Consider the following 25,421-nt stretch of genomic DNA (forward strand, 5'->3'; position numbering starts at 1 on the left):
CGCAGAGAGGCCGCCTGCGGCCGTCCGGGGCGGACCGCACCACGCCCGCGTGTGTCTACGCGCGGAGATGGACGGGGGTTCCCTCATCTGTTCATACTGAAACGGTTTGCCTGCGACCGGTTTTATTCGTATGAATAACCAAATGACCCTTTGAGGACCGCATGAGCACCTCGGCACCCGCCGCGGCCCCCACCAACGCCACGGACCGCTTCTTCAAGATCTCCGAGCGCGGTTCGACCATGGCCCGCGAGGTCCGCGGCGGTTTCGCGACCTTCTTCGCGATGGCCTACATCATCGTGCTGAACCCGATCATCCTCAGCAGCGCGAAGGACATGTACGGCCACCAGCTCGACGGCGGCCAGCTGGTCACCGCCACCGTCCTGACGGCCGCGTTCTCCACCCTCCTCATGGGCGTCATCGGCAACGTCCCGATCGCGCTCGCGGCCGGCCTCGGCGTCAACACCGTCGTCGCCCTCCAGCTCGCCCCCCGGATGAGCTGGCCCGACGCCATGGGCATGGTCGTCCTGGCCGGCTTCGTGGTGATGCTGCTGGTCGCCACCGGCCTGCGCGAGCGGGTCATGAACGCCGTCCCGCTGGGCCTGCGCAAGGGCATCGCGATCGGCATCGGCCTGTTCATCATGCTGATCGGCCTCGTCGACTCGGGCTTCGTCTCGCGCATCCCCGACCTCGCGCACACCACGGTGCCCCTCCAGCTCGGCGCCGGGGGCCACCTGCACGGCTGGCCCGTGCTGATCTTCGCGCTCGGGGTGCTGCTCACCCTGACCCTGCTGATCCGCAAGACGCCCGGCGCCATCCTGATCTCCATCGTGGCCATGACCGTGCTCGCGGTCGTCGTCCAGCTGGTCACCGACCTCCCGGCCTCGGCCTGGGGCCTGACCGTGCCGCAGTGGCCGGGCAACCCCGTGGCCGCACCCGACTTCGGGCTCGTCGGCCAGGTCAGCCTGTTCGGCGGCTTCGGCAAGGTCGGCTTCCTCACCGGCACCCTGTTCGTCTTCACCGTGCTGCTGTCCTGCTTCTTCGACGCGATGGGCACGATCCTCGGCGTCGGCGACGAGGCCAAGCTGACGAAGCCGGACGGCACCTTCCCCGGGATCAACCGGGTCCTGCTCGTCGACGGTCTGGCCGTCGCCTCGGGCGGCGCCACGTCGTCCTCGGCCACCACCTGCTTCGTGGAGTCCACGGCCGGCGTCGGCGAGGGAGCGCGCACGGGCATGGCCAACGTGGTGACCGGCGCCCTGTTCGCCGTCTCCCTCTTCCTCACCCCGCTGGCGACGATGGTCCCCTCCCAGGCGGCGACGCCCGCCCTGGTGGCGGTGGGCTTCCTGATCCTGGCCGGCTCCGTCAGGGACATCGACTGGAGCGACTTCACCATCGCCGTCCCCGCCTTCCTGGCGATGGTGATGATGCCCTTCACCTACTCGATCACCAACGGCATCGGCATCGGCTTCATCAGCTTCTGCACCCTGCGCCTGACGACCGGCCGGGCCCGCGGCGTCCCGGTTGCCATGTGGGTGGTGGCCGCCGTGTTCGTCTTCTACTACGCGATGCCGGCCCTCGGCCTGACGTAGGCACCGGGCTCAGGTGAGCCCGTAGAACTTCTCCGTCTCGTCGACGGCCGCCTTGAAGCGCTCGTCGAAGTCATCGCGAATGAGCGTCCGGACGACATAGTCCTGGACGCTCATTCCGCGTTTGGCGGCGTGATCGCGGAGGCGGTCGAGCAGCTCCCCGTCTATGCGCATGCTCAGCACATGAGTCCCCATGCCGCAAAGAGTCGGGGCACCGCCCGGGGACGCGTGTCACTTTCCGCACGCAGCTCACCCGGACGAGTGACGGAGCCCGTGCGGTGTCCGGTGGTGTGACGCGCGGCGCCCGGCGGTGTGACGCGTGGTGTCCGGTGGTGTGACGCGCGACGCCCGGAAACCGGTGTTCTTTAGCGAGAGTAATGAGTTATTCTAAAGAACATGCACGACCTTTCCCATGGCGACGACGCCGCCGCCGTGAACGACCTCCGCTCCGCCGTCATGCGGCTGGGCCGCCGGCTCAAGCACCAGCGCGTCGACGAGTCACTGAGCCCGACCGAGATGTCGGTGCTCGGCACGCTCGCCCGCTGCGGCCAGGCCACCCCCGGCGAGCTGGCGCGGCGCGAGCACGTGCAGCCGCCGTCGATGACGCGCATCGTCGCGCTGCTGGAGGCCAAGGGACTGGTACGGCTGGAGCCGCACCCCGACGACCGCCGCCAGAAGGTGGTCAGCCAGACGGAGGAAGCCGAAGCGATGCTCGAAGAGAGCCGTCGCAAGCGCAACGCCTTCCTGGCCGGGCTCGCGGCCGAGCTCACCGAGGACGAATGGGCCAAGCTGCGTGCCGCGGCGCCCGTCCTGGAGAAGCTCGCGCACTTGTAACCGTCCGACGCCAGGAGGCGAACGCTTTTGAGTACGGGAACCGGAGCAGACTCCGCACCCGGCCACACATCCACCACTACGCGACCCGCGAGCCGGAACTCCATGTTCAGCTCGCTGAGGATCCGGAACTACCGGCTCTTCGCCACGGGACAGGTCGTCTCCAACACCGGTACCTGGATGCAGCGCATCGCCCAGGACTGGCTGGTCCTGTCCCTCACCGGCTCGGCCTCCGCGGTGGGCATCACCATCGCGCTGCAGTTCCTGCCGATGCTGGTGTTCGGCCTCTACGGAGGCGTACTCGCCGACCGGCTGCCGAAGCGGCCGCTGCTGCTGGCCACCCAGGGCGCCATGGGCCTGACGGGCGTCGCGCTCGCCGCGCTCACCCTCGCCGGACACGTGCAGGTCTGGCACGTGTACCTCGCCGCCTTCGCGCTCGGCCTGGTCACGGTCCTGGACAACCCGGCGCGCCAGACGTTCGTCCCGGAGATGGTCGGCAAGGACCAGCTCGCGAACGCGGTCAGCCTGAACTCCGCCAACTTCCAGTCCGCGCGGCTGGTCGGCCCGGCGATCGCCGGTGTGCTGATCACCGCCGTCGGCTCCGGCTGGGCCTTCCTGCTGAACGGACTGTCCTTCGCCGCGCCGATCGCCGCGCTGCTGATGATGCGGACGCGTGAACTCCACCCGGTGGAGCGGCAGCCGCGGGGGAAGGGGCAGCTGCGGGAGGGCCTGCGGTACGTCGCCGGGCGGCCCGAGCTGGTCTGGCCGATCGTGCTGGTCGGGTTCATCGGGACGTTCGGGTTCAACTTCCCGATCTGGCTGTCGGCGTTCGTGGGCAACGTCTTCCACGGGGACGCCGGAACCTACGGCCTGTTCAACACCCTCATCGCGGCGGGTTCCCTGGCGGGCGCCCTGCTGGCGGCCCGGCGCGGCCACTCGCGGCTGCGGGTGCTGGTCGCGGCGGCCGTGCTGTTCGGCGGGCTGCTGGTCGTGACGGCCTTCGCCCCGGCGTACTGGCTGTTCGCGGCGCTGCTGGTGCCGATCGGGATGTTCGGCCTGACGGTCAACGTCACCGCGAATTCGAGCGTGCAGATGGCGACCGACCCGGAGATGCGGGGCCGGGTGATGGCCCTGTTCATGATGGTCTTCACGGGCGGCACCCCGCTCGGGGCCCCGCTGGTGGGCTGGATCACCGACACGTACGGCGCCCGCATCGGCATGGCGGCGGGCGGCGCGGTCTCCCTGACCGCCGCGCTCGCCATCGCCGTGGTCCTCTCGCGCGTCGGCAACCTCCGCGTCAGCCTCTCCCGCCACGGCGTGACCTTCGTCCCGACGGCGGGCCGCCAGCTGGTCAAGGCGGCGTGACCCTGCGGGGGGGCCGGGGGGTCCGGGGGCGGGGGTCCGAGGGCCGGGGTACCTCCCGGCGTGGGACGCCGGTCGGCAACTTCCGGCCTCGCCGGCGATTGAGGCGCGGGGTCTGGGGCGGAGTCTGGGGCGGAGCCCCAGAAAGCCCCGAGCGGAGCGAGGGGGCCCACCCACCCGCGCGCCGGATCGCCCGTCAGGGGCTGCGCACGGCCTGCCGGCGACCGCTACGCGGCTGACGTGCTCCGGCGCCGGACAGGACGCCGTTACCGGCCCGGTGAGGCGCCGACCCGCGCATCCAGCCTCGTGGGGGCGCCTCCCCGCGGCAGCCGGGGGAGTCCGGGGGCCGCGGGTGGGGGCGGAGCCGCCCCGGGGCGGCGCGCAGCGCAGTGGCGGCGCGGGTGAAGACCCGGGCGTCGCCCCGCAGGGCTAAGGTCACCCCCATGAGGCTGTTCGCCGCCGTTATGCCCCCGGCCGCCGCCGTCGCGGAACTCCGCGAGGCCGTCCGGGCCCTCACCCGGGACCCCGCGCTCCGGTGGACCGCGGAAGCGTCCTGGCACTTCACGCTCGCCTTCATGGGCGAGGTACGGGCCGAGCTGCTCCCCGAGCTGCACGCCCGCCTCGCCCGGGCAGCAGCCCGCACGGAGGCGTTCCCCCTGCGCATCCACGGCTGCGGCCATTTCGGCGACACCGCCCTGTGGGCCGGCGCCGCGGGGGACCTCGACCGGATGCGGCTCCTCGCCGAGCGCGCCGACGCCGCCGCCCGCCGGGCCGGGATCCCGATGGAGCAGCACCGCCGCTACACCCCGCACCTCACGCTCGCGCGCGGCTCCCGCGGTGCCTCGCTCCGCCCCCACCTCGACGCCCTCGCCCCCTTCGAGGGCACGCCCTGGCAGGTCGACACCCTCAGCCTGGTGCGCAGCAACCTGCCCACCCACGGGATCCCCGGCGAGCAGCCCCGCTACGAAGTGGTCGGCGCCTGGCCCCTGTCCGCCGCCGCGTAGGGGCAGACGGCGGCGTGTGAGCGGTGTCGCAGCGGCCCCGCACCGGCGGGCGCCGGGTGTCGCGTTAGGCTCGACGGGTGGATCCGAAGACCAGAAACCGTGTCATGGCCGGTGTGCTCGTGCTGATGTTCGTCGTCGTCGCCGTGGCGGCCGCCGTCGGGCAGTAGTCCCGACGCCCCGACGCCCCCGGCGCTCTTGCTTCGAGTCGACTCCAAGCAGTTGGCTTGGGTCCCATGAAGTACACGCAGCTCGGACGCACCGGACTCAAAGTCAGCCGACTCGTCCTCGGCACGATGAACTTCGGTCCGCAGACAGACGAACCGACCAGCCACGGCATCCTGGACGCCGCCCTCGACGCGGGCCTGAACTTCGTGGACACCGCCAACGTCTACGGCTGGGGCGAGAACAAGGGCCGCACCGAGGCGATCATCGGCACCTGGTTCGCCCAGGGCGGTGGCCGCCGGGACAAGACGGTCCTGGCCACCAAGGTCTACGGGGACATGACCGCCGACGGCGGCGGCCCCTGGCCCAACCACGACCGCCTGTCGGCCCTCAACATCCGCAGGGCCGTCGACGCCAGCCTCAAGCGGCTGCAGACCGACTACATCGACGTCTACCAGTTCCACCACGTCGACCGCCGGACGCCCTTCGAGGAGATCTGGCAGGCCATCGACGTCCTGGTCCGGCAGGGCAAGATCCTCTACGCGGGCTCCTCCAACTTCCCCGGCTACAAGATCGCCCAGGCCAACGAGACCGCCGCCCGGCGCGGGTCGTTCGGGCTGGTCAGCGAGCAGTGCCTGTACAACCTCGCCGAACGGCGCGCCGAGATGGAGGTCATCCCGGCCGCCCAGGAGTACGGCCTCGGCGTCATCCCCTGGTCCCCGCTGCACGGCGGGCTGCTCGGCGGTGTCATCAAGAAGGAGGCGCAGGGCGGGCGCCGCGCCTCGGGCCGCTCGGCGGACGCGCTGGCCAACAGCACCGTGCGGGCGCAGGTGCAGGCGTACGAGGACCTCCTCGACAAGCACGGCCTGGAGCCCGGCGAGACGGCTCTGGCCTGGCTGCTGAGCCGGCCCGGGGTCACCGGACCGATCGTCGGCCCCCGTACGTCCGAGCAGCTCGACAGCGCCCTGCGCGCGCTGGAACTGGAGCTGGACGACGAACTGCTGACGGCGCTGGACGAGATCTTCCCCGGCCCCGGTCCGTCCCCGGAGGCCTTCGCCTGGTGAGCGCCCGGCCCCTGCCGGGCGGCGGACGTCAGACGGCGGCCGGCCGGTAGGGGCCGCCGACGGACCACGCCTGGTGGAGTGCCGACGCGAACTCGGCCGCCAGGCGGTGTTCACCGGAGGCGTTGGGGTGCGTGCCGTCGTACGTGTCCTGACCCAGCTCGTAGCCCTGCGGGCGCGCGGCCAGCAGGATCGGCGAGGCGGGGGTGGAGAGGTCCGCCACCGCCTTGGCGAGCAGCTCGTTGAAGCGGGCCACCTGGGCGGCGAAGGGCGCGTCGTAGTCGGCCCGGACGTTCGGTATGACGGGGAGCAGGACCATCCGGATGCCGGGGCGGGCGGCGCGGGCCCGCGCGATGAACCCGCGGACGTTGACGGCGGTCTGCGGCGCGTCCGTGTAGAAGCCGAGGTCTATCAGCCCGAGCGACACGAGCAGCACGTCCGGCCCGGCGGCGGCGACCGCCGGGCCGATCAGCGGGGCCATGTGCTGCCAGCCCTCGCCCCACCCGGCCAGGTGGCGGCGGGCGTCCTGCGGGAACGCGGGGTCGGCGTACGCGTGGCTGACGGGCGCGTCGGCCGCCGCGTCGTACAGCGCGCTGCGCGGGCCGACGATGCGGAAGGAGTCGCCCAGGGTGGCGCACAGGTGCTGCCACATCCGGTAGCGCCAGGTGTAGTCGCCGGCGCGTCCGATGGTCATGGAATCGCCGACGAACATGAAACGCATCCGGTCATCATCGCGGATCACCGGTCACCGGCAGCTGTGATGCCCGCCACGCCGGGCGGCCTGGCAGGCTTGGGGAATGCGCCTGCTGCCGATCTTGACCGCCTTCGCCGCCGCCGTCGTCCTCACCGGTTCCCCGGCGGCGGCAGCCGCCGCCCCCGGTGCCTCGGACTTCACCATCCAGGACCCGCGCATCAAGGAGTCCAGCGGACTCGCGGCCAGCCGCGTCCACCCGGGCGTCTACTGGACCCACAACGACAGCGACGACGGCCCGTACGTGTACGCCGTCGACTCCGCGACCGGCCGGACGGTGGCGCGGGTGACGCTGACGGGCATCGGGCGGCCGCGCGACGTCGAGGCGATCTCGCTGGGCCCGGACGGGCAGCTGTACGTCGCCGACATCGGGGACAACAGGGACGGCACCTGGGACCACGTCTGGATCTACCGCTTCCCGGAACCAAGGGAGTTGGGGGACGCGACGGTCAAGGCGGAGCAGTTCACGGTGCGGTACGCGGACGGCCCGCGCAACGCGGAGGCGCTGATGGTGCATCCGGTGACGGGCAGGGTCTACATCGCGAGCAAGAACGAGCGGACCGGCGGGCTCTACGAGGGACCCGAGCGGCTGTCGGCCGACGGCACCAACGTGTTCCGGCGGATCGCGGACGTGCCGTGGGTGACGGACGGGGCGTTCTCGCCGGACGGCGGCCGGCTGACGCTGCGCGGGTACTTCTTCGCGAGGACGTACCCGTGGAAGGACGGGCGGCCGCAGGGCGCCGGCGAGCCGGTGTCCGCGCCCTGGCAGGGGCAGGCGGAGTCGGTGACGTACTCGGCGGACGGCTCGGCGCTGATGTTCGGCTCGGAGGGGGTGAACAGCCGGGTCGTCGCGGTCCCGGTGCGCCCGGCGCAGACCGCCCCGCCCACCTCGGCCGCCCCCGTCCCGGGCACCCCGTCCGCTCCCGCGCAGCAGGAGCCGCGACCGGGCACCTTCACCAAGGGCGCCCTGACCCTCGTCGTGGCCACGGCCCTGGTCCTGGCCGGCCGTCGTCTCGTCCGCCGCCGCAAGCGCTGATCCGGCGCCGCCCGCCGGATCCGGCGCTGCGGCGCCGCAGGGGCCCGTCCGCGGCCGGACCCGTCAGGAGTGGCCCAGGTCCGCCGGGGGAAGGTCCGCCACCGGCACCGACCCGGTGTCCTCGGCCGGCCGCAGGACGAACTCGTCCGAGCCCATCGAGTCGAGCACCGGCGGCGCCGGCCGCAAGGGCTTCGGCATGACCGCGGCCTCCGAATGCCCGCCGCACCCGTAGGACAGCGACACCAGCCGCCCGTCCGCCGGACTGAACTCGTTCGCGCACACCCCGAAGGCCTGCCCCAGCGAGCCGCCGACCTTGACGAGGAACCCGCACGACACGCACGACGCCGGCGCCGCCTGCGCCATCGGGGTCTTCGCCCCGAACGCCTCGTCCCAGCGGTCCGCCGCACTGTGCAGCCCGTACCGCGACAGCACCCGCGCCCGGCGCATGCCGAGCTCCTCGGCGACCGAGGTGATGGAGCCCCGTACCGGCACCACGACCCGGTCGGTGACGTCCGCGTCCTCCGCCTCGACCAGCTCGGCCATCTCCTCGGAGACCACCGAGTTCGGCGGCGGCGCGTCCTCGCCCGTCCAGCCCGGCTCCAGCCGCAGGTCATCGGCCTCGGTGGGCAGCAGGTCGCCGGGGCCGAGGTCACCGGGCCGCAGCCGCTCGCTCCACGGCACCCATTCGGGGGCGAGCAGCGCGTCGTCGCCCGGGAGGAGCACCGTTTCGTCGAGGGTGACGAGCTTGGCGCGGGAGGCGCGCGTGACGGTGACGGCCCACCGCCAGCCCCGGTAGGCGGGGTCCTTGCACTCGAAGAAGTGGGTGACGACCCGGTCGCCCTCGGAGACGACGGAGAGGTGCCCGCCCACCACTCCGGGGGCGGCGGCCTCCTCGGCCGCCGCACGGGCGAGGTCTACCGCCTCGGCACACAGGCGGTCGGGGGTACGGCTTCGCGTCGTCGCAGCACTCACAGGTCTCGTTCTCTCCTACGCCGTCTCACGAGTGCGCCGTCCGTACTGTCGTCCACAACGACCCGTCGGTCTTGTCCGTACGTAGCGCGGGCGGAGCGGACCAGAGGGCCGCGTCGACGTCCGCACCCGATCGGCCTCGGGCGCACCTACCTGCAATCCATTCTGCGGGATCGCGAAGAGGCGCGCGGCCAAGAGCAACCGCCGGTGGCGCGCTACGCACGCTACCTCCTCCGACGGCTTCGGCCCACATGCAAGGTCCGATTCGCGGACAACCCGGCACCGGCCAGGTGCCCGAAACGCGCCGGGAGGGGTCCGGGAGGGGTCCGTGAGGGCCCGGTGGGGCACTATGGCCAGGTGACACCCGTACGGTCGTCCGCCGACGGCCCGGGACCGGCCAGGCGGGCCGGCCGGGCCGTCGGTCGTGCCCTGCACCTCCCGATCACCGGGACGGCCCGCGGGATCCGGCGGGCCACGCACGCGCACGGGGCGGGTGAATCGGGGCTCGGCAAGCTCATCGAGCTGCACGCCATCAACGGCGCCGGCGATGTGATGATCACGGTGGCCCTGGCGTCGACGGTGTTCTTCTCCGTCCCCACGGACGAGGCACGCGGCCGTGTGGCCCTGTACCTCGCCATCACCATGGCCCCCTTCACCCTGCTGGCCCCGGTGATCGGTCCGCTGCTGGACCGGCTGCCGCACGGGCGGCGGGCCGCGATGGCGAGCGCGATGCTCGCGCGGGCGCTGCTGGCGGTGATGATGTCGGGCGCGGTGGCCACGGGCGGGCTGGAGCTGTATCCGGCGGCGCTGGGCGTCCTGGTCGCGTCGAAGGCGTACGGGGTCGTGCGCAGCGCCGTGGTACCCAGACTGCTCCCGCCGAAGTTCTCACTCGTCAAGGCGAACTCCCGGGTCACGCTGGCCGGGCTGCTGGCCACGGGCGCGGCGGCGCCGGTCGGGGCCGGGCTCCAGACGATCGGCCCGCCGTGGCCGCTGTACGGGGCCTGCGCGATCTTCATCTGGGGGACCTTCGCGGCGTTCACGCTGCCGCACAAGGTGGACGAGGCGAAGGGGGAGCGGCGGGCGCGGCTGTCCACGCACGAGGCCCACTCGCGCAGGCCGGGGCTGCGGACGATCAGCCGGCCGGTGCTGTGCGGACTGCTCGCGAACGCCTCGATGCGGGTGCTGTCCGGGTTCCTGATCTTCTTCCTGGCGTTCCTGCTGCGCGAACACCCCCTGGCGGGGCAGAGCGCGGCGGTGTCGCTGGGCATCGTCGGCGTGGCGGCGGGCGTCGGCAACGCGGGCGGTACGGCGGTGGGCGCCTGGCTGCGGGCGCGGGCCCCGGAGACCATCATCGCGGCGGTGCTGACGGCCACCCTCGGGGTCGCGGTGCTGGCGGCGGTGTTCTTCAGCGGGCTGATGGTGGCGGTGCTGGGCGCCACGGCCGGTTTCTGCCAGGCCCTCGCGAAGCTCTCCCTGGACGCGATGATCCAGCGCGACGTCCCGGAGGCGGTGCGCACGTCGGCCTTCGCCCGCTCGGAGACGCTGCTCCAGATGGCGTGGGTCCTGGGCGGCGGGATAGGCATCGTGCTGCCGCTGAACGGCGTACTGGGCATGTCGGTGGCGGCCGCCGTCGTGGCCACCGGCACCACCCTCGCCCTCCGCGGCCGCCTCATCACCTCCCACCAGCCGGGCTCCTCCCGGCCCAGGGTGGCCTAGGCCGTCTCGCCGGGTCCCGCGGGCGTTGCGGGGCGCGGGGTCCGCGGCGCAGCCCCCGGCAGGCCCGGCGCCACCGGGGCCGCACGGCGCAGCGGCGCCGCACCCGCCCCAGACGCAGCCACGCCTGAACACCCCCGTGCGGCGGCGCGGCCGACCGGCCAGATAGCCTTCGGCTCATGACCGCACCGCTTATCCCGGGTAGGGCCCGCCGCAGCGTCGCGGCCCTCGGAGCCGTGTCCGCCGGCCTCCTCCTCATCTCGGCCTGCGACAACGCCAAGCCGACCCCCCTCGCGACCGTGACCGTCGGCAGCTCGACGGTGTCCGCGCAGGCCGCCTGCCGCCCCGCCAAGGGCGAGGAACTCTCCATCGAGAAGGTCCAGGCCTGCCTCGCCAACGTCAAGGACGCCAAGACCATCGAGTACGGCCGCGGCGACACGCTGCGCCTGGGCGTCGAGCCCGCCGTCGTCGAGGACGACAAGAAGTGGCAGGCGGTCCTCGACGGACAGCCGATCACCGAGCCCTCCGCGAACACCTACCGCAGCTTCGCGGGCGCCGACGTCTTCGCCACCGGCGGCCAGGGCGAGGCCCCCGCCTCGAAGATGCTGGGCTTCGTCCAGGTCGGCCCGGACGGCAAGCCGCTCGCCGTCTGGTCCTTCAAGGTCAAGCTCAAGTAGCCGCACCGTGCGCGTGCTCATCGTGACCGCCGTGGCCGCGGAGGCAGACTCCGTGACCGCCGGTCTGACCCCTCATCCGGATCCGGTCACCCCGGAGCCGCGCACGCTGCCCGGCCGGTATCCGATCCACCGCCGGGACCTGCCCGGTCTCGCCGCCGACGTGCTCGTCGGCGGCGTCGGGCCGGCCGCCGTCGCGGCCGCCACGGCCACCGCGCTGGCGCTGGCCGACTACTCGCTCGTCGTCTCCGCCGGCATCGGCGGCGGGTTCCTGCCCGCCGCCCCGCCCGGCTCCCTCGTCGTCGCCGACGCGATCGTCGCCGCCGACCTCGGGGCCGAGACACCCGACGGGTTCCTGCCGGTGGACGCGCTCGGCTTCGGCCACAGCGTGCACCTGCCGCCCGCCGAGCTCGCCGCCCGGGCCGCCGAGGCCACCGGCGCGCTGCTCGCGCCCGTCCTCACCGTCTCCACCGTCACCGGTACCGCCGCGCGGGCCGCCGGGCTCGCCGCCCGGCACCCCCTCGCCGGCGCCGAGGCCATGGAGGGCTTCGGCGTGGCGGAGGCGGCCGCCGCGCACGGGCTCCCCGTCCTGGAGGTCCGGGCGGTGTCCAATCCCGTCGGGCCCCGCGACCGGGACGCCTGGCGGATCGGGGACGCCCTGACCGCGCTCGCCGAGGGCTTCCACGCGCTGGGACCCGTACTCGTCCACTGGGGAGAACACCATGAGCGGCACCCCTGACACCGGCGTCGACGCCACCGGCGCGACGGCGGTCCGCATCGCCTATTCGCCGTGTCCCAACGACACCTTCGTCTTCGACGCCTGGGCGCACGGCCGGGTCCCCGGCGCGCCCGTCCTCGACGTCACCTTCGCGGACATCGACGTCACCAACGGCATGGCCGAGCGCGGCGAGCTCGACGTGCTCAAGGTGTCCTACGCGGTGCTGCCCTGGGTGCTGGAGGAGTACGCGCTGCTGCCCTGCGGCGGGGCGCTGGGGCGCGGCTGCGGCCCCCTCGTGCTCACCCGTGAGCCCGGCACCGACCTCGTGGGCAAGACGGTCGCCGTGCCGAGCGAGCGTTCAACCGCGTACCTGTTGTTCCGGCTGTGGGCGGCCGACGTGCTGCCCGCGCCGGTCGGCAAGGTGGTGGTGCTGCCGTTCCACGAGATCATGCCGGCGGTGCGCGACGGCCGGGTGGACGCCGGGCTGGTCATCCACGAGGCCCGGTTCACCTATCAGGACTACGGGTTGCACTGTCTGGCCGACATGGGCGAGCACTGGGAGACCACCACCGGCCTGCCCATCCCGCTCGGCGCGATCATCGCCAAGCGCTCGCTGGGCACGGACGCGCTGCGCGCGCTGGCCGAGTCGGCCCGTGCGTCGGTGCGGATGGCCTGGGACGACCCCGAGGCGTCCCGTCCCTACGTGCGCGCGCACGCGCAGGAGCTGGACCCGGCCGTCGCCGACCAGCACATCGGGCTGTACGTCAACGAGTTCACCGCGGACCTCGGTGACGACGGCTACGCGGCCGTCCGCGGGCTGCTGACCCGGGCGGCCGCGGAGGGTCTGGTTCCCGCCATCGCGCTCGACGCACTGCGCTTCCCGTAGCCGCGAACGCCGGTGCCCCGCCCCCCTGCAGGGGGGCGGGGCACCGGCGTTCGCCGTCTCAGACGTCGAGCTGGTCGGCGACCGCCCGCAGCAGCCCGGCGATCTTCGTGCCGTGCGTCTTGTCGGGGTAGCGGCCGCGCTCCAGCATCGGCGTGATGTTCTCCAGCAGGGTCGTCAGGTCCTGCACGATGGAGGCGAGCTCGTCCGGCTTGCGGCGCTGGGCGGCCGCGACGGACGGTGCCGGATCCAGCACCGTCACCGAAAGCGCCTGGTCACCGCGCTGTCCGGCGACCACGCCGAACTCCACGCGCTGGCCGGGCTTGAGGGCGTCCACCCCGGCGGGGAGCACCGACGAGTGGACGAAGACGTCCCCGCCGTCGTCGCGGGAGAGAAAGCCGAAGCCCTTCTCACTGTTGAACCACTTGACCTTGCCGGTAGGCACGTCCGTCCTCTGTTCTTGTGCGTGTCGGGTCCGAAGGGCCGTGTGACGGCTCCGGACAGCAGTGCAGCGGGTCCCCTGACCCGCCACCTCCAGGCTAATGCTCAGGAAACGGGTGACAAGTCGTTACCCGGTCCTTCCCGCACCGCTGCTTCGGCCAGGGAACTACCCTGGTGGGGTGACTGTTACTCCTCATCCCGATCACGACGACGCGCCCCGGCCGGGCGACGGACTGATCCGGGCCGGCGGCGTCGTGTTCATCGTCGGTGCCGTCGCCACGCTCGTGACGATGGCGCCGTTGTTCCTCGGCACCGACCCGTTCCCGTCGTACGCGTGGGCCGTGTGCATGCTGATGGGCGTGGGGTTCGCCGTCTCGGCGGCGGGCGTGGTCCGCTCCGCCGCCGCGCAGCGCAGGGCGGCCCGGGAGTCCGGGGCCGCCGCGGGCTGAGGTCCGCAGGTCAGACCTCGCGGGTACGGACGTACTCCGCGAGCCACTCGGGCAGCGCGGTCAGGTCCTTGAGTACGACGTCGGCACCGGCCGCGCGCAGCTCGGGCTCGGGGCACGGGCCGGTCGGCACGGAAACCGACACCGCCCCGGCGGCGCGCGCCCCGCGCACGTCGCCGACGTGGTCGCCGACGTAAACCTGCGCCCCGTACTCGCGCAGGGCCTCCGCCTTGGCCTCGGCCCACAGCCAGCCGATGACGGCGTCGGGCTCGATGCCGAGGTGCTCCAGGTGCATGCGGGCGTTGGGCTCGTTCTTGGCGGTCACGACGATCGCCCGCCCGCCCATCCCCTGCACGGCCTTGATCGCCTCACGGGCACCGGGCATCGCGGGGGTGGAGTGGATGGCGTGCGTGGCGTAGATCTCCCGGTACCGGTCGACCATCGCCGGGATCTGCTCTTCGGGGAACCACCGGGCGATCTCCTCCTCCAGCGGCGGTCCGAGCCGGGTGACGGCCTCGTCGGCGTCGATGAAGGTCCCGGTCTCCGCGGAAAGCGCCTGGTAGTTGGCTCTGATGCCGGGGCGGGAGTCGATGAGAGTCATGTCGAGGTCGAATCCGACCGTCAACTGCGGGACGGGGGGTGCGGTGGGGGGCGTCTCGGAACTCATGGGTGCCATTGTGCCGAGACCGGTCGGACCGGAGGGAACAGGTGCGCGGCCCCGGGTGGCCGGGGGATGAAATGTGCGGACTTGTCAGCCCAGAACCCCCCTCCTGCTATAGGCCCCCTCAAGCAATCCATGACGCCGTGTCGAAGCAACCGGAAACCCCACCACCGCTTACCGGCCGGTAAGTCCGAAATCCACCCTCGTGCGGTGCGCCCTTTTCAGCCCAGTCCCCCCTAAATCCGGCCACCCGAGCCGCTCCGACCGGGCACCACCTCGGCAACCCAGCCCCGCCGGCGCCCCGCCAAATCCAGCCCCGCCGACGCCCCGGCAAACCCAGCCCCGCCGGCGTTTGAGGCGCGGGGTGCGGGGCGGAGCCCCGGAAAGCCCGGCGCAGCCGGGGCCGCTTCGCGCCGCTGCACCGCAGACGAACCCGCCCGCAGCGCAGCGGCCCCGCACGCGCACCTCAGGCCCGGCGCGAGCGCCACGCCACGTACGCCGCCGCCACCAGGCCGGACACCCGCGCCAGCACCGGCCACATGTCCTGGAAGACCGCCCCCAGCTCCTGGTCCCCCAGCGCCTCCCCCCAGCGCCCGGCGTGCCGCCCCCACAGCCACACCACGGCCCCCGCGAACACCACCCCCGGCACCCCGAACACCACCGCCTTGCGCTCCGTCGGCCCCAGCACCCGGGACCCGTACGGCAGCAGGAAGCCGACCGCCAGGACCAGCCAGTACCCCGACACCGCCCCCGCGACCAGCACCACCGCCGCCAGCAGCAGGAACATGTTCGGCTTCGGCCGGGCAGCCACCACCGGAACCACCGCCGCCGCCGGCGCAGCCGCGGCCGGGACCCCCTTCCGCCGCTCCCGCAGGGCCCGTACGACCACCCGCACCCGGGACGGCGTACCCGGCGCCGCCCCGGCGACAGGGGCCGCCCCCTTCTCGGCGCCCTCGGCACCCTCGGCGTCCTCGTCCTCCCCGAACCGGTCCGGGATCTCGATCCCCCCGGCGAACCCCTCCACCTGCGGCCCCGCCCCGTAGCCGCTCGGCCCGAGCCGCCACCAGTCCGGCTCGCCGTCGTCGCCGTCGCCCAGCTCGTCCAGACCGGCCAGGTGCGGCGGCACGTTCTCCGCCGGCCGCGGCTCCGGCGTCTGCTTGCGCCGCACGCCCCCGCGCCCACCGCCCCGCTGCTCCGGCACCGAAGACACGGACGGCACCGAAGGCGCCGACAGCACCTCCGGCGAGGCCGCCGCCCCCGGCACCCCGGCCAGCACCTCCTCCGGCGTACCGATCCGCTCCAGGATCCGCCGGACCGCCGCCGGCGTCTCCGGCTCGTACTTGGCGCGCCGCCGGTCGATCTCGTCCCGCAGCCCCGCCACCAGCCGCATCCGGTCCCCCGACGACAGCTGCCTGCGCTGCGCCAAGTCCCCGACCCTGCTCAGGTATTCGTAGACCAGCTGGTCACTCTCGATCCCCACGCCCCGCCTCCTCCCGTCCCGCCTGACCCGAAGGTAGCGCGTACGCCGTGGGGCCGCTGGCGGCGCAACGGAGACCGCAGCGGATACCGTTGACCGGATGGGGACCGGCCGACGGACCGGCCGACGCGACCAGGAGGCGACCGTGCCCGACCCAAGCACCGCGGAGCCAAGCACCGCCCAGGCCCGCACCGCGGAGGCCACCGCCGCCGCGGCCACCGCCCCGCGCTCCCTCGCCGAGGCGCTCCGCGCCCGCGACGACGTGGCCCTCGCCGCGCTGCTGCACGCCCGCCCGGACCTGCTGACCCCGGTGCCCGGCGACGTCACCCAGCTCGCCACCCGCGCCGGGACCCGCGCCTCCGTGGTCCGCGCGCTGGACCGCCTCGACCGGTTCGCCCTCCAGACGGCCGAGGCCCTGGCGGTCGCCCCGGACCCCTGCCCGTACCCGGTGCTGGAGTCGCTGCTGGCCGGCGACACCGGCAGCTCCGGCGAGGACAACGGTGCCCGCGCCGCCCTCCCCCGGGCCCTCGGCACCCTGCGCGACCAGGCACTGGTGTGGGGGGACGACGACCGGCTCCGCCTGGTCCGCACCGCCCGCGAGCTGCTCGCCCCGTCCCCGGCCCGCCCCTCCCCCACCGGCCTGGGCCCCACCGTCGCCGAGGCCACCTCCGGGATGTCCCCGAACCGGATCCAGGAGATCGTGGCGACCGCCGGGCTGCCCGCCACCCACGACCCCGTCTCCGCCGTGTCCGCGCTGACCGCCCTGTTCACCGACCCCGAGCGGATGTCGGCGCTGCTGGACCAGGCCCCGGCGGAGGCCCACCAGGTGCTGGGCCGGCTCGTGTGGGGGCCGCCGTACGGGGAGGTGACCCCCGATCCGACTCCGCCGGTGCGCTGGCTGCGCGACCGGGGTCTGCTGCTGCCCGCCTCGGCGCGCACCGTCGTACTGCCCCGCGAGGTGGCGCTGTACCTGCGCGGCGGGCTCGCCCACCGGGTGACGGAGCCGGTCGCGCCCCCCGTACGGCTGCACCGCGAGCACCGTCCACAGCTTGTGGACGCGAACGCGGCGGGGCAGGCGCTGGCGGCGCTGTCGACCGTGGAGGAGCTCGTCAAGTCCTGGGAGCACGCCGGTCCCCCGGTGCTGCGGGCCGGCGGCCTGTCCGTACGGGACCTCAAGCGGACCGCGGCCGCCCTGGACACCACCGAGCAGTCGGCGGCGTTCTGGGCCGAACTCGCCTACGCCTCCGGACTGGTGGCCGGTGACGCCGAGGCGGACGAGCGGTACGCGCCCACCCCCGCCTTCGACGGGTGGCTCGAACTCCCGCCCGCCGAGCGCTGGTCGGCGCTGGTACGGGCGTGGCTGCCGGCGACCCGCACGGCCGGGCTGGTCGGCGAACAGGACAGCAAGGGGCGCACGTTGTCGGCGCTCGGCCCCGACCTGGACCGCTCGGCCGCCGCCGAGGTCCGCCACCGCGTCCTCGTGCTCCTCGCCGAGCTGCCGGAGGGCGGCTCGCCCGAGCCGGACGCGCTGCTGGCCCGGCTCGCGTGGGAGCGCCCGCCGCGCGGCACCAGCGACCTGCGGGCCCGCCTCGCGCACTGGACGCTGACCGAGGCGGAGGTCCTCGGCGTCACCGGCCGGGGCGCGCTCAGCGCGTTCGGCCGCGCCCTGCTGGAGGGCCGCGACCCGGCGCCGGTGCTCGCCCCGCAGCTGCCGGAACCGGTGGACCACGTCCTGCTGCAGGCCGACCTGACGGCCGTGGCCCCGGGCCCGCTGCGGCGGCCGCTCGGCGACACCCTGGCGGTGCTCGCGGAGGTGGAGTCCAAGGGCGGCGCGACGGTGTACCGCTTCACGCCGGGCTCGGTGCGCCGGGCCCTGGACGCCGGGCACACCGCCGTCGACCTGCACGCCTTCCTCGCCGAGCACAGCCGTACCCCGGTCCCGCAGCCGCTGTCGTACCTCATCGACGACGTGGCCCGGCGTCACGGGCACCTGCGGGTCGGCGCCGCCTCCTCGTACCTGCGCTGCGACGACGACGGCATGCTGAACGAGATCCTGGCCGACAAGCGCTCCGCCGGGCTGGGGCTGCGGCGGCTCGCGCCGACGGTGCTGGCCGCGCAGGCCGAACCGGGGGCCCTGCTCGACGGGCTGCGCGCGATGGGCTACGCGCCGGCCGCGGAGTCCCGTTCGGGCGACGTGGTGGTGGCCCGGGCGGACGCGCACCGCACTCCGGCGCGGTCGGCGCCCGCGCCGGTGCCGGACGGCCCGCCGGTGCCCGACGCGACCCTGCTCGGGGCGGCCGTACGGGCGATCCGCGCGGGCGACCTGGCGGCGACGGCGGTGCGCAAGGACCCGGCCGGCCCTGCCCCGGGCGGCAGCCGCCCCGGCGACCTCCCGCGCACGAGCGCGGCGGAGACCCTCGCGACGGTGCAGGCGGCCGCGCTGACCGGCTCGGCGGTGTGGATCGGGTACGTGAACGCGGAGGGCGCGGCGAGCCAGCGGGTCATCGCCCCGGTCCGGGTCGAGGGCGGCTTCGTCACCGGCTACGACCACACGGCGGACGAGGTCCGCACCTTCGCCCTCCACCGCATCACGGGCGTGGCGGAACTCGCGGAGGACCAGGTGTAGGGCGGAACGCGCACAGGACCAGGTCCAGGCCGTCTCTCCCGGATCGTGCCTGACCGCGCCGCCGGCGAAAACCGCTGGCCCGGCGGCGGCTGCGCCCGCACCCTGGGGGCATGTCCGCACAGCCCGCCCGCGCGATCCGCGCCGCCCACACCGCCTCCACCGTCACCGTCTACCAGGCGTACGCGCCCGCCCTGGGGCTCCCGGCGGCCCGTGACGGGCGGTTCCCGGCGGCCTGGAAGCGCGAGCGGATGACCTGGATCAAGCCCTCGTTCCTGTGGATGATGTACCGCTGCGGCTGGGCCACCAAGACCGACCAGGAGACGGTGCTGGCCGTCGAGATCACCCGCGAGGGCTTCGACCGGGCCCTGGCCGGGGCCTGCCTGTCCCACTTCGAACCCGGCACCCATACCGACCGCGCCGCCTGGCGCGAGGCGCTGTCCCGCTCGGCGGCCCGCGTGCAGTGGGACCCCGAACGCGACCTGCACCTGAATCCGTTGCCGTACCGCTCGCTCCAGCTGGGCCTGTCGGGCCCGGCCTCCCGCGCCTACGCCGACACCTGGACGGTCTCCATCCGCGACGTCACCCCGCTCGCGCGGGAGGTCCACGCCCTGCTCCGCTCCGGCCGCGCGGACGCCGCCCGTGCCCTGCTGCCCGCCGAACCCCCGTACCCCACCGCCCCCCTCCCCCACCTGGGCGCGTAGTCCTCCTCACTCGGCGGCCCGCGAACCGCCCCGACCACGCGGCGATGCGGCAGACTGGAGGTTTGGCCGTCCGCGCCCGGGCGGCCCACCCCACGCCGGAAAGGGACGCGTGTGAACGGGCCTCTCATCGTCCAGAGTGACAAAACCCTTCTTCTCGAGGTCGACCACGAGCTGGCCGGGGCCGCGCGGCGGGCCATCGCGCCCTTCGCCGAGCTGGAGCGGGCGCCCGAGCACATCCACACCTACCGGATCACCCCGCTCGGGCTGTGGAACGCCCGGGCCGCCGGGCACGACGCGGAGCAGGTGGTGGACGCGCTCGTCGAGTTCTCCCGCTACCCCGTGCCGCACGCGCTGCTCGTCGACGTCGCCGAGACCATGGCCCGCTACGGGCGGCTGACCCTGTCCAAGCACCCCGTCCACGGGCTGGTGCTGACCAGCACCGACCGGCCCGTGCTGGAGGAGATCCTGCGGTCCAAGCGGATCACCCCCCTGGTCGGGGCCCGGCTCGACCCGGACACCGTGGCCGTGCACCCCTCCGAGCGCGGTCAGATCAAGCAGACCCTGCTCAAGCTGGGCTGGCCGGCCGAGGACCTCGCCGGGTACGTCGACGGCGAGGCGCACGCCATCGACCTGGTCGAGGACGGCTGGGCGCTGCGGCCGTACCAGCAGCAGGCCGTCGAAGGGTTCTGGCACGGCGGCTCCGGCGTCGTCGTGCTGCCCTGCGGCGCCGGCAAGACGCTCGTCGGCGCGGGCGCCATGGCGATGGCCAAGGCGACCACGCTGATCCTCGTCACCAACACCGTCTCGGCCCGGCAGTGGAAGCACGAGCTGGTCAAGCGGACCTCGCTGACGGAGGAGGAGATCGGCGAGTACTCCGGCACCCGCAAGGAGATCCGGCCCGTCACCATCGCCACCTACCAGGTGCTGACGACGAAGCGGAAGGGCGTCTACCCGCACCTGGAGCTGTTCGACTCCCGGGACTGGGGCCTGATCCTCTATGACGAGGTGCACCTGCTGCCCGCGCCGGTCTTCAAGTTCACGGCCGACCTCCAGGCCCGGCGGCGGCTCGGCCTGACCGCGACCCTGGTCCGGGAGGACGGCCGCGAGTCGGACGTGTTCTCCCTGATCGGCCCCAAGCGGTTCGACGCGCCGTGGAAGGAGATCGAGGCGCAGGGCTACATCGCGCCGGCGGACTGCGTCGAGGTGCGGGTGAACCTCACCGACTCGGAGCGGCTCGCGTACGCGACCGCCGAGACGGAGGAGAAGTACCGCTACTGCGCGACGACCGCGACGAAGCGGAAGGTCACCGAGGCGCTGGTGCGCAAGCACCGGGGCGAGCAGACCCTGGTCATCGGGCAGTACATCGACCAGCTCGACGAACTCGGCGAGCACCTCGACGCGCCCGTCATCAAGGGCGAGACCTCCAACGCGCAGCGCGAGAAGCTCTTCAACGCCTTCCGCGAGGGCGAGATCAACGTGCTGGTCGTCTCGAAGGTCGCGAACTTCTCCATCGACCTGCCGGAGGCGACCGTCGCGATCCAGGTGTCCGGCACCTTCGGCTCGCGCCAGGAGGAGGCGCAGCGCCTCGGCCGTGTCCTGCGCCCGAAGGCGGACGGGCACGAGGCGCGGTTCTACTCGGTCGTCGCGCGCGACACGATCGACCAGGACTTCGCCGCGCACCGCCAGCGCTTCCTGGCGGAGCAGGGCTACGCCTACCGGATCATGGATGCCGACGAGCTGCTGGCGAGCGACTGACCCCGGCCGCACCGGCTTCGGGCGGGCGGCCCCCGGCCCGCCGGGGCGCGCCCGCCCGCGAGACGGATGACCTCGGCGGGGGCACCCTCGCGGCCGGGTCCCGGCGGCGGCCTGCGGCGCGCGTCAGGAACGCCAGCAGCGGAACGCACCAGACCCACAGGTGCGGCAGCTCCGGCAGCAGGGCCCGGCCCCCCACGGCGAGGTGGCGGGTCCAGAAGTCGGCGGAGGCCTGCGGCAGGACGAGCAGGCCCAGCAGGCCGGTGCCGGCGAAGGCGGCCAGTGCGGTCAGGCCGGTCCGGATCCGCCCGGTCAGCAGCAGGTACGGGATGAGGACCGCCGGGGTCAGCGTGATCCCGGCGGCGGTGCCCAGCGCGAAGCCCTTGCCCAGTGCCGCGCGCGGCCGGCCGAGGTCCCAGACGGCGACGCAGGCCAGCGCCAGGTTGATCTGGCCGGGCAGCGGGCTCTGGAACAGCGGCTCCACCCACAGCCCCGCGACGGTTGCGGCCAGGACGTGCCCCGGCCGGGCCCGCAGTCCCGCGAGGCGGCAGGACCACAAGGTCAGCAGGGCGAGCAGGCCCGCGCTCCCCAGGACGAGCACGGCCTTGAGGACACCGGCCGGCAGCCAGGCGGCGGGCGTGAACAGGATCGCGGCGAACGGCGGATAGGCGGTGGGCGGGCGCCACTCGGCGGCGGAGAAGCCGTGGACGAGGGCGTTGGCCACCGGGACGCGCGGGGCGAGGCACAGCACCCCCAGCGCGAGCAGCGAGCCGGTGATCAGCAGGCGGTAAAGGGGCGACGGCGAGCGGGCGGGCTCGGGGCTCGGGGTCACGCGCGTGACCCTAGTGGATCAGTGGTCCCGGCAGTGGACGACAGTGGCCCGGCAGCGGATCACTGGCCGGACGCCGTCGGGATCAGGCTGGTTCGCGGCAGGCGCCGACCGCCGTGGACCGGCACCGCTGCGCCCGGGTCACCCCGCGGTCAGCGGCGTATGAGGCCCGTCTCCTCGGAGTACTCACCGAGGACGACGACGCTCACGGCGGTCGCGGCGAAGACCTTCGCGGCGCGCAGGACGTTGCCGACGCGGTGGCGGGGACGGTGGTCGGAGGTGGCGGTGGCGCCGCGAGGGCGGCCGCCCCGGATCGGGGTGAAGGTTGCGCTGCTCATGTATCCATGGTGCGTTTCCTCCCCCGATGTCGCATCGCCCTGAGGAAGGAACCGCCAGGCCCTCCGCCTCCTCCTCCGGGCGCATGGCCGCCCCTAAGGCCCTCCCTCAGGTCTGACACCCCGACGTATGACACCCACACGGAGTACCGGTCACACGACCCTGCTCACGGGACCCTGCGCCGGTCACCGGCCCTGCCGCCGGTCACCGGCCCTGCCCTGGCCGTGGCTCCCCGGCCGTGGCTCCCCGGCCGTGGCCGCCGGCCGGGCCCGGCCCGTAATCCATTCGCGTACCGGCCGCCCGATGGCTACACTCGCCGCTCTTGCCGCCTCCCTCCGCCCCATCGGGAGAGCGCCCGCCGGCCGGTACCGGCGGGCACGTGTCCGTACCGCACCGCTCCTGTGGAGCGAGCTCCCGCACACCAGCCGTTGGAGGCAGTCCGTGCCCGCGCACGCCCCCGAACCCGCCGCCCCCGCCCGGGCGGAGGAGGAAACCGACGCCGCCCACCCCCTCGCCCGCGAGCAGGCGCACCTCACCGCCTCCCGCGCCGCGCTCCGCGCGATGCGCGAGGACGTGGAGTCCCTCGACATCCGCGACGTCACCGCTAACTGGGTCAACGCGGCGGTCCTCCAGGGCCAGATCGACGACCGCATCAAAGCCCTCGCCGACCTCGCCCACACCCCCCTCTTCTTCGGCCGCCTCGACTACCTCCACGCACCCGGCGCCGACCTCGCGGAGGGCGCCGCAGGCGAGCAGTTCTACATCGGCCGCCGCCACGTCCACGACGCCGACGGCGACCCCATGGTCATCGACTGGCGCGCCCCCGTCTCCCAGCCCTTCTACCGCGCCTCCAAGGCCGACCCCCAAGACGTCGGCCTGCGCCGCCGGTTCGGCTACACCGGCGGCGAACTCACCGCGTACGAGGACGAGCACCTCAGCGACCCCACCGAGAGCGCCGCCGTCAGCAAGCTCCTCCAGCAGGAGATCGAGCGCCCGCGCGTCGGCCCCATGCGGGACATCGTCGCGACGATCCAGCCGGAGCAGGACCGGCTCGTCCGCTCCGGCCTGTCCGGCTCCGTCTGCGTCCAGGGCGGCCCCGGCACCGGAAAGACGGCGGTCGGCCTGCACCGGGTCGCGTACCTGCTGTACGCGCACCGCGAGCGGCTGGCCCGCACCGGCACGCTCGTCGTCGGGCCGAACCGTTCCTTCCTCCACTACATCGAGCAGGTCCTGCCGGCCCTGGGCGAGCTGGAGGTCAAGCAGGCCACCGTCGACGACCTCGTCGCCCGCGAGGGCCTGGAGGTACGCGCCGCGGACGCCGCCGCGACTGCCGTGGTCAAGGGCGACGCCCGGATGGCGGAGGTGCTGCGCCGCGCCGTCCGCTCGCACGTCGCCGCGCCGGTCGAGCCGCTGATGGTGGTGCGCGGGTCGCGCCGCTGGCGGGTGCCCGCGTACGAGCTGGAGGAGATCGTCCGCGAGCTCCTCGACCGGGACGTCCGCTACGGCGCCGCCCGCGAGGCGCTGCCGCAGCGGATCGCGCACACCGTCCTCGTCCGCATGGAGCAGGCGGGCGAGGCCCCCGACGACCGGGTCCAGGACGCCGTCGCCCGCAACGCGGCGGTCAAGGCGGCGGTACGGGAGATCTGGCCGCCCGTGGAGCCGGCGAAGCTGGTGCTGCGGCTGCTGTCGGACGCGGAGTTCCTCGCCGCCCACGCGGACGGCGTCCTGACGGACGACGAGCAGAAGCTGCTGCTGTGGCCGAAGCCGTTCCGCAGCGTGAAGTCGGCGAAGTGGACGGCCGCGGACCTGGTCCTGATCGACGAGGCGGCGGACCTGGTGGAGCGCACGCACTCGCTGGGCCACGTCGTGCTCGACGAGGCCCAGGACCTCTCGCCGATGCAGTACCGGGCGGTGGGGCGGCGCTGCACGACGGGCTCGGCGACCGTACTGGGCGACCTCGCACAGGGCACCACCCCGTGGGCGACGCGCAGTTGGGACGAGGCGCTGGCGCACCTGGGCAAGCCGGAGGCGGTGCTGGAGGAGCTGACGGCCGGGTTCCGCGTACCGCGCGAGGTGATCGCGTACGCGTCACGGCTGCTGCCGGTGATCTCGCCGGGGCTGGCGGCGGTGTCCTCGGTCCGTGGGACGCCGGGCTCGCTGGTCGTCTCGGCGGTGGCGGCGACGGACACGGGTACGGAGCTGACCGCGGCCGTGGTCGCGGCGTGCCGGGACTCCCTGCGGCACGAGGGCTCGATCGGCCTGATCGCGGCGGACGCCCGCGTCCCGGAGCTGGCGCGGGCCCTGGAGGCGGCGGGGCTGCCGTACCTGGCGCCGGGCGAGGAGACGACGCAGCGGGCCCGGTTGACGCTGGTGCCGGCGTCGCTGGCGAAGGGCCTGGAGTACGACCACGTCGTGCTGGACGAGCCGGCGGCGGTCGTCTCGGGCGAACCGGACGAACGCACCGGCCTGCGCCGGCTCTACGTCTGCCTCACCCGAGCCGTCTCCGGCCTCCACCTCCTCCACGCGGCCCCGCTCCCCGAAGCCCTGGCCTGACGCTCCCGGCGGCCCTCGCACCGGAGCGGGCAGCGGACCGGATGTCTGCTCACCTGTAACTCCGGTGGACAGGGGGCGGGGACGGCCGGACGATGGAAGCACCTCGTGAAGGTGCCCCGGGCCGCCCCTGCGGGCGGGGTCCACGAGGTGCGGGGCCCGTGAGGGGCCACCGCCCCGGGAGGCCCGTGGGCCCCCGTTCCCGCCGGGCCGGCCCGCGCCGCACGCTGGTTGCCGCGTGGTGCCCGCTCAGCCGTCGCGTGGTCCCCGCTCGGCCGTCTTGTCTCCGAGAGAAGGACGAACAATGAACCGACGTGTACGACTGGCCGTTCTGACGCCGCTGGCGGTGTCCTCGCTGGCCTTCGGGTCGGTGTCGCTCCTGGCGGGTTCCGCGCAGGCGGCGGCGCCCTCGCTCACCTGCAGCGTGAAGCAGACCCCGACCAGTCCGGGCCGCTACGACGTCAACGTCACGGGCGCCCAGCCCGGAGTGGAGGTGTCCGTCCAGGGCGGCACCGCCACCCACAGGTTCACCGCCAGCGGCTCCGCCGACGACGACGGTGTGTTCAACTCCAGCGGCTTCATCCCGGCCGGCAAGGTGACCGCCTCTTCGGGCGACGACAAGGCCACGTGCGGCACGGTCAAGGAAGCCGAGCAGAAGGGCGCTCAGGACCAGTACGCCAAGGGCTACGCGAAGGGCTTCAGCGACACGAAGGCCAACTGCAAGATGATCGCGCAGAACAACCTCACCCAGCTCGACCCGAACTACGAGAAGGGCTACAACGCCGGCGCGAAGGCCGCGCTGGAGAGCAAGTTCTGCTGACGCTGCCCAGCCGCCGGGCATCGCGGCGCCCG

General features: G+C 73.9%; 24 protein-coding genes. 16 read left to right on the forward strand and 8 right to left on the reverse strand.

The genetic code is table 11. From position 1 onward, the window contains the following. Positions 1-161: 161 nt before the first annotated feature. On the forward strand, positions 162-1,589 hold the full coding sequence (locus OG861_RS14075) for an NCS2 family permease (protein ID WP_329197175.1): 1,428 nt from the start codon (positions 162-164) through the stop codon (positions 1,587-1,589). Positions 1,590-1,598: 9 nt separating this feature from the next. Here OG861_RS14075 and OG861_RS14080 read toward each other — a convergent pair whose 3' ends face one another. Then, on the reverse strand, positions 1,599-1,781 hold the full coding sequence (locus tag OG861_RS14080) for a ribbon-helix-helix protein, CopG family (protein WP_328969847.1): 183 nt from the start codon (positions 1,779-1,781) through the stop codon (positions 1,599-1,601). 201 nt (positions 1,782-1,982) lie between these two features. On the opposite strand from OG861_RS14080, the gene OG861_RS14085 reads away from it, so the two are divergent. From OG861_RS14085 to OG861_RS14100, 4 genes are all read left to right on the forward strand, one after another. Continuing rightward, entirely contained in the window at positions 1,983-2,420 is a 438-nt protein-coding gene (locus tag OG861_RS14085) for a MarR family winged helix-turn-helix transcriptional regulator (RefSeq protein ID WP_190182830.1), read from the forward strand. Positions 2,421-2,447: 27 nt separating this feature from the next. Further along, the gene (locus tag OG861_RS14090; RefSeq protein WP_329197172.1) at positions 2,448-3,782 is read left to right on the forward strand and encodes an MFS transporter; all 1,335 of its coding nucleotides are present in this window, start codon (positions 2,448-2,450) and stop codon (positions 3,780-3,782) included. A 440-nt stretch (positions 3,783-4,222) separates the two neighbouring features. Then, on the forward strand, positions 4,223-4,783 hold the full coding sequence (gene thpR / locus OG861_RS14095; RefSeq protein WP_329197170.1) for an RNA 2',3'-cyclic phosphodiesterase: 561 nt from the start codon (positions 4,223-4,225) through the stop codon (positions 4,781-4,783). A 233-nt stretch (positions 4,784-5,016) separates the two neighbouring features. Next, the gene (locus OG861_RS14100; RefSeq protein WP_329197168.1) at positions 5,017-6,009 is read left to right on the forward strand and encodes an aldo/keto reductase; all 993 of its coding nucleotides are present in this window, start codon (positions 5,017-5,019) and stop codon (positions 6,007-6,009) included. 28 nt (positions 6,010-6,037) lie between these two features. Here the strand turns inward: OG861_RS14100 and OG861_RS14105 are convergent, their stop codons facing one another. Beyond that, positions 6,038-6,727 carry a GDSL-type esterase/lipase family protein gene (locus OG861_RS14105; protein WP_329197165.1) on the reverse strand — a complete coding sequence of 230 codons (690 nt, stop codon included), beginning with the start codon at positions 6,725-6,727 and terminating at the stop codon, positions 6,038-6,040. 76 nt (positions 6,728-6,803) lie between these two features. Between OG861_RS14105 and OG861_RS14110 the strand changes: the two genes are divergently transcribed. Further along, positions 6,804-7,793 carry a WD40 repeat domain-containing protein gene (locus OG861_RS14110; protein WP_329197163.1) on the forward strand — a complete coding sequence of 330 codons (990 nt, stop codon included), beginning with the start codon at positions 6,804-6,806 and terminating at the stop codon, positions 7,791-7,793. 63 nt (positions 7,794-7,856) lie between these two features. Here the strand turns inward: OG861_RS14110 and OG861_RS14115 are convergent, their stop codons facing one another. Next, on the reverse strand, positions 7,857-8,765 hold the full coding sequence (locus tag OG861_RS14115; protein WP_329197161.1) for a DUF3027 domain-containing protein: 909 nt from the start codon (positions 8,763-8,765) through the stop codon (positions 7,857-7,859). Between the two features lie 354 nt (positions 8,766-9,119). On the opposite strand from OG861_RS14115, the gene OG861_RS14120 reads away from it, so the two are divergent. The 4 genes from OG861_RS14120 to OG861_RS14135 all read left to right on the forward strand — a co-directional run bounded on the left by OG861_RS14120 (position 9,120) and on the right by OG861_RS14135 (position 12,753). Further along, complete coding sequence (locus OG861_RS14120) at positions 9,120-10,478, forward strand: MFS transporter (protein WP_329197159.1); 1,359 nt, start codon at positions 9,120-9,122, stop codon at positions 10,476-10,478. A gap of 176 nt (positions 10,479-10,654) precedes the next feature. Further along, entirely contained in the window at positions 10,655-11,152 is a 498-nt protein-coding gene (locus tag OG861_RS14125) for a DUF2771 domain-containing protein (RefSeq protein WP_329197157.1), read from the forward strand. A gap of 7 nt (positions 11,153-11,159) precedes the next feature. Beyond that, entirely contained in the window at positions 11,160-11,888 is a 729-nt protein-coding gene (locus OG861_RS14130; protein WP_329197155.1) for a futalosine hydrolase, read from the forward strand. After that, positions 11,872-12,753, forward strand: a complete 882-nt coding sequence (locus OG861_RS14135) for a 1,4-dihydroxy-6-naphthoate synthase (RefSeq protein WP_329197153.1) — start codon at positions 11,872-11,874, stop codon at positions 12,751-12,753. Before OG861_RS14130 ends, OG861_RS14135 begins: the two co-directional genes overlap by 17 nt. A 58-nt stretch (positions 12,754-12,811) precedes the next feature. On the opposite strand, the gene OG861_RS14140 is transcribed toward OG861_RS14135, so the two are convergent. Then, positions 12,812-13,195: a cold-shock protein gene (locus tag OG861_RS14140; protein WP_030961842.1), complete on the reverse strand. Its 384-nt coding sequence runs from the start codon at positions 13,193-13,195 to the stop codon at positions 12,812-12,814. 175 nt (positions 13,196-13,370) lie between these two features. Here OG861_RS14140 and OG861_RS14145 point away from each other — a divergent pair, with 175 nt between their 5' ends. After that, a complete protein-coding gene (locus tag OG861_RS14145) occupies positions 13,371-13,640 on the forward strand; it encodes a hypothetical protein (protein WP_329197150.1) in 270 nt (89 codons plus the stop codon). A 10-nt stretch (positions 13,641-13,650) separates the two neighbouring features. Here OG861_RS14145 and OG861_RS14150 read toward each other — a convergent pair whose 3' ends face one another. Next, a complete protein-coding gene (locus OG861_RS14150) occupies positions 13,651-14,304 on the reverse strand; it encodes an HAD family hydrolase (protein WP_329197148.1) in 654 nt (217 codons plus the stop codon). A gap of 460 nt (positions 14,305-14,764) precedes the next feature. Then, entirely contained in the window at positions 14,765-15,778 is a 1,014-nt protein-coding gene (locus OG861_RS14155; protein ID WP_329197146.1) for a hypothetical protein, read from the reverse strand. Positions 15,779-15,875: 97 nt separating this feature from the next. Between OG861_RS14155 and OG861_RS14160 the strand changes: the two genes are divergently transcribed. The 3 genes from OG861_RS14160 to OG861_RS14170 all read left to right on the forward strand — a co-directional run bounded on the left by OG861_RS14160 (position 15,876) and on the right by OG861_RS14170 (position 20,857). Beyond that, entirely contained in the window at positions 15,876-18,401 is a 2,526-nt protein-coding gene (locus OG861_RS14160; RefSeq protein ID WP_329197144.1) for a helicase C-terminal domain-containing protein, read from the forward strand. A gap of 110 nt (positions 18,402-18,511) precedes the next feature. Continuing rightward, the gene (locus OG861_RS14165; protein WP_329197143.1) at positions 18,512-19,102 is read left to right on the forward strand and encodes a DUF4291 domain-containing protein; all 591 of its coding nucleotides are present in this window, start codon (positions 18,512-18,514) and stop codon (positions 19,100-19,102) included. 111 nt (positions 19,103-19,213) lie between these two features. Further along, the gene (locus OG861_RS14170) at positions 19,214-20,857 is read left to right on the forward strand and encodes a DNA repair helicase XPB (RefSeq protein ID WP_329197142.1); all 1,644 of its coding nucleotides are present in this window, start codon (positions 19,214-19,216) and stop codon (positions 20,855-20,857) included. On the opposite strand, the gene OG861_RS14175 is transcribed toward OG861_RS14170, so the two are convergent. Beyond that, on the reverse strand, positions 20,823-21,686 hold the full coding sequence (locus OG861_RS14175; protein WP_329197140.1) for a glycosyltransferase family 87 protein: 864 nt from the start codon (positions 21,684-21,686) through the stop codon (positions 20,823-20,825). The two genes, OG861_RS14170 and OG861_RS14175, sit on opposite strands and share 35 nt — an antisense overlap. A 149-nt stretch (positions 21,687-21,835) precedes the next feature. Further along, positions 21,836-22,021 (reverse strand): hypothetical protein, encoded by a 186-nt coding sequence (locus tag OG861_RS14180; RefSeq protein WP_329197139.1) that lies wholly within the window; start codon positions 22,019-22,021, stop codon positions 21,836-21,838. A 559-nt stretch (positions 22,022-22,580) separates the two neighbouring features. On the opposite strand from OG861_RS14180, the gene OG861_RS14185 reads away from it, so the two are divergent. Further along, positions 22,581-24,572 (forward strand): HelD family protein, encoded by a 1,992-nt coding sequence (locus OG861_RS14185; RefSeq protein ID WP_330261977.1) that lies wholly within the window; start codon positions 22,581-22,583, stop codon positions 24,570-24,572. A gap of 301 nt (positions 24,573-24,873) precedes the next feature. Then, on the forward strand, positions 24,874-25,389 hold the full coding sequence (locus OG861_RS14190; protein WP_329197137.1) for a hypothetical protein: 516 nt from the start codon (positions 24,874-24,876) through the stop codon (positions 25,387-25,389). Positions 25,390-25,421: the final 32 nt, after the last annotated feature.

Origin of the sequence: Streptomyces sp. NBC_00539 (assembly GCF_036346105.1) — a bacterium.
In the GTDB taxonomy this organism is placed as follows: Bacteria; Actinomycetota; Actinomycetes; order Streptomycetales; family Streptomycetaceae; genus Streptomyces.